The sequence below is a fragment of the Rhodanobacter denitrificans genome (genome assembly GCF_003335105.1).
GTDB lineage: Bacteria > Pseudomonadota > Gammaproteobacteria > Xanthomonadales > Rhodanobacteraceae > Rhodanobacter > Rhodanobacter denitrificans_A.
Genome location: NZ_QFWQ01000030.1, coordinates 1 through 421, shown reverse-complemented (window position 1 = coordinate 421; position 421 = coordinate 1). Strand labels below are relative to the sequence as shown.

Here is a 421-nt window from a genome sequence, read left to right as displayed (position 1 = left end):
GCCTGGAAACCAGCCTCGGGAAAAAAGCCGATGCGGCCGCGCTGACGTCCCTGACGCAGAAAGTTGAGCAACAGGGCACCACGCTGACATCGCAGGGCGCCGCGTTAACATCGCTCACTAACCGGGTTGGCCAGACGGAAACGGGCCTGGCTGGTACGAATGAGGCACTGAGCGGGCTGCAGTCTGTTGTTACCCGGCAGGGCGACAGGATAACCAGCCAGGGTCAGTCCATCACGAAACTGACGAGCGATTTGGGCACGACAAATGCCGCGCTGGCGAAGAAAGCCGAAGCGGCTGCGGTCACTGCCTTAACGCAGCAGGTAGAGCAAAACGGGCGGGATATTCGCAGCAATACTGACAGCATCACCAGCCTGTCAAATCAACTGGTCAATGGCCAGCCGAATCGCTGGTCCCGTCGACT

General features: G+C 59.9%; 1 protein-coding gene. It reads left to right on the top strand.

Going from position 1 to position 421, the window contains the following annotated elements:
* Positions 1–421, top strand: a 421-nt coding sequence (locus DEO45_RS16370; protein WP_147269719.1) for a hypothetical protein, incomplete at both ends; no start/stop codon positions are given.